Below are 2,785 nucleotides of genomic sequence, written 5' to 3'. Positions count from 1 at the left end.
CCGGGCGCCGGCCGGCTCCGCCGCGCCGGCGTCGACGCCACCGGTCGGCACGGGGTCGGCGGAGGCGACCACGCCTACCGTGCGCAGCACCGGGCCGGCGGGCGCGTCGGGCGGGCGGAACAGGGTCACCCGGGCCTGCCAGCCGGTCACCGTCGCGTCGGTCACCCGGAGGGTGTCGGCGAGCACCCGGGCGTGGCCGTCGGCCTGGTCGGGCACGGACGAGCGGTGCACCGCGCTGTCGTCGGCCGCCCAGCGGCCCAGCTCGTACCAGCCGGTGGTGGCGGTGTCGCCGGACCAGCCGCGCAGCTCCACCCGCAGCCAGCAGCCGGGCGGCGTGTCCGCGGTCCAGGAGGGCACCAGTTCGGCGACGGCGAAGCCGACCGGCACCACGGGCGAGGTCCACGTCCCCGCGGCCGCGTCGGGCGTCAGCCCGCCCGGCTCCGCGCGCAGCCCGTCCGCGCGGCCCCGGTCCCGGTCCGCCGGGAACCGGAACCGGTGGTACGCCACGTCGCGGCCGGGGTCGACGGCGGTCATCGGGACTCCGCTCGGCTCGGGTCCGGCCGTCGGCCGGCGCGCTTGTCGGTTCTTGTCGGCGAGCATCGCCTACCCGAAGGTTTTCTGCAACGGCGGCGCGTGCCGGCGGTTTGGTCCCCGCCAGTAGGTTGTGGGAGGTCACGAGGCGGGAGGCCGGGATGCGGGTACTGGTGGTCGAGGACGAGCGGAACCTCGCCGACGCGATCGCGCGCGGGCTGCGCAAGCGCGGGATGGCGGTGGACGTCGCCTACGACGGGAACGCCGGGCACGAGGCGGCGTTCGTGACCCGCTACGACGTGGTGATCCTGGACCGCGACCTGCCGGGCGTGCACGGCGACCGGATCTGCGCGGACCTGGCCGCCTCCGGCGCGCTGACCCGGGTGCTCATGCTCACCGCCAGCGGGACCGTCGCCGACCGGGTCGAGGGGTTGCAGCTCGGCGCCGACGACTACCTCGCCAAACCGTTCGCCTTCGACGAACTGGTGGCCCGGGTGCAGGCGCTGGGCCGGCGCGCCACCCCGGCCGCGCCCCCGGTGCTCGCCGTCGCCGACCTGGAACTCGACCCGGCCCGTCGGGTGGTGAGCCGCGGCGGGGTGCCGCTGGACCTCACCAACAAGGAGTTCGGTGTGCTCGCCGAGCTGCTCAAGGCGCGGGGCGCGGTGGTGTCCAGCGAGGAGCTGCTGGAACGGGTCTGGGACGCCAACACCGACCCGTTCACCACCATCGTCCGGGTCACCGTGATGACCCTGCGCAAGAAACTCGGCGACCCGCCGCTGATCGACACCGTGGTCGGCGCCGGCTACCGCGTCGGCGGGGTCTCCTGACATGGGTACGCGCCGGGTCCGCCCCACGTTGCGGCTGCGACTGACCCTGCTCAACGGCGTGCTGCTGGTCGGCGCCGGGGCGATCCTGGTGCTGCTGGCCTGGCTGCTGGTCCGGGACGCGTTGCGGCCCACCGACGAGCTGCTGCCCGGCACCACCGTGGTGCTCACCGACGGCCGCACCCTCAACGCCGGGCAGTGGCAGCGGCAACTGGTCGACGCCGCGTCCCAGGAGCTGCTGATCAAGGGCCTGCTGGCGCTGCTGGCCGTCGGCGTGGTCGGGGTGGCCGGGGCGTACCTGGTGGCCGGCCGTGCGCTGCGCCCGCTGCACCAGGTCACGGCCACCGCCCGGCGGCTCGGCGAGACCACGTTGGACGAGCGGATCGGCTGGGCCGGCGCGGACGACGAGGTGGCCGAGCTGGCCGAGACGTTCGACGCGATGCTGGACCGGATCACCGCCGCGTTCGAGGCGCAGAAGCGGTTCGTCGCGAACGCCTCGCACGAGCTGCGTACGCCGCTCGCGGTGATGCGTACCGAGATCGACGTGACGCTCAGCGACGACGACGCCGACCTGGCCGAGTACCGGCGGATGGCCGCCGTGGTGCGGGAGGCCTCGGAACGGGCCAACGGCCTGGTCGACGCGCTGCTGGTGCTGGCCCGCAGCGAGGCGCAGACCGGCCGGCGGCTGGCCCGGCGGGCGGAGACCGACCTCGCCGTGGGCACCGCCAACGCGCTCTCCGCGGTCGCCCGCGAGGTCGAGCGGATCGGCCTGCGGGTGCAGACCTCGCTGCGGCCCGCGCCGGTGGTCGGCGACCCGGGGTTGCTCGACCGGCTGGCCGGGAACCTGGTGGAGAACGCGGTCCGCTACAACCACCTGCACGGGCGGATGTGGGTACGCACCGGCACCGACGGGCAACGGTCCTGGCTGGTGGTGGGCAACACCGGCTTCGAGGTCGCCCCGGCGGAGGTGCCCGGGCTGTTCGAACCGTTCCGGCGCGGCGGGCAGGAACGCACCGGCGCCCGTGGCTCCGGCCTCGGCCTGTCGATCGTGCGGGCGGTCTGCGACGCGCACGGCGGCACGGTGACGGCGGTCGCCCAGCCCGGCGGCGGCCTGGAGGTGACGGTCACGCTTCCGTCGGCCGACCCGCCCGCGGCCACCTGACCGCCGATCCCGCGCCCCCCGGCCGGACACGGGCACCCACCTGTTCGTGTGGCCCCTCCCGGCTGTCCCGCCCGTCGGCGGCGGGTGCTCGGCCGTGGCGGCGCGGTGGTCGGTCAGAAAGCCGGCCCGGCGCTGGACGGCGGTGCAGCGGTGGCCCAGGGTGAGCGGAGCGACACGCCTCACCCGCTGACCTCACGGAGCTGCCAGTGACCCACCCCTCCGCCCCGCGCCGCCGGGCCCTCGCGGCCCTCGCCGCGGTCGCGCTCAC

2 protein-coding genes and 1 pseudogene are annotated in these 2,785 nt (G+C 76.0%); 2 read left to right on the top strand and 1 reads right to left on the bottom strand.

What is annotated here, in order from left to right:
* A pseudogene (locus HUW36_RS30045) lies at positions 1 to 534 on the bottom strand (peptidase C39 family protein); the annotation flags it as partial.
* Positions 535 to 692: 158 nt separating this feature from the next.
* Here HUW36_RS30045 and HUW36_RS30040 point away from each other — a divergent pair.
* Positions 693 to 1,358 (top strand): response regulator transcription factor, encoded by a 666-nt coding sequence (locus HUW36_RS30040; protein WP_174531178.1) that lies wholly within the window; start codon positions 693 to 695, stop codon positions 1,356 to 1,358.
* Position 1,359: 1 nt separating this feature from the next.
* Complete coding sequence (locus HUW36_RS30035; RefSeq protein WP_174531177.1) at positions 1,360 to 2,517, top strand: sensor histidine kinase; 1,158 nt, start codon at positions 1,360 to 1,362, stop codon at positions 2,515 to 2,517.
* Positions 2,518 to 2,785: the final 268 nt, after the last annotated feature.

It is taken from the genome of Micromonospora maritima, assembly GCF_902825405.1.
GTDB lineage: Bacteria > Actinomycetota > Actinomycetes > Mycobacteriales > Micromonosporaceae > Micromonospora > Micromonospora maritima.
Note: the sequence above shows the minus strand (reverse complement) of the source record. Positions and strands in the feature narration are given on the sequence as shown.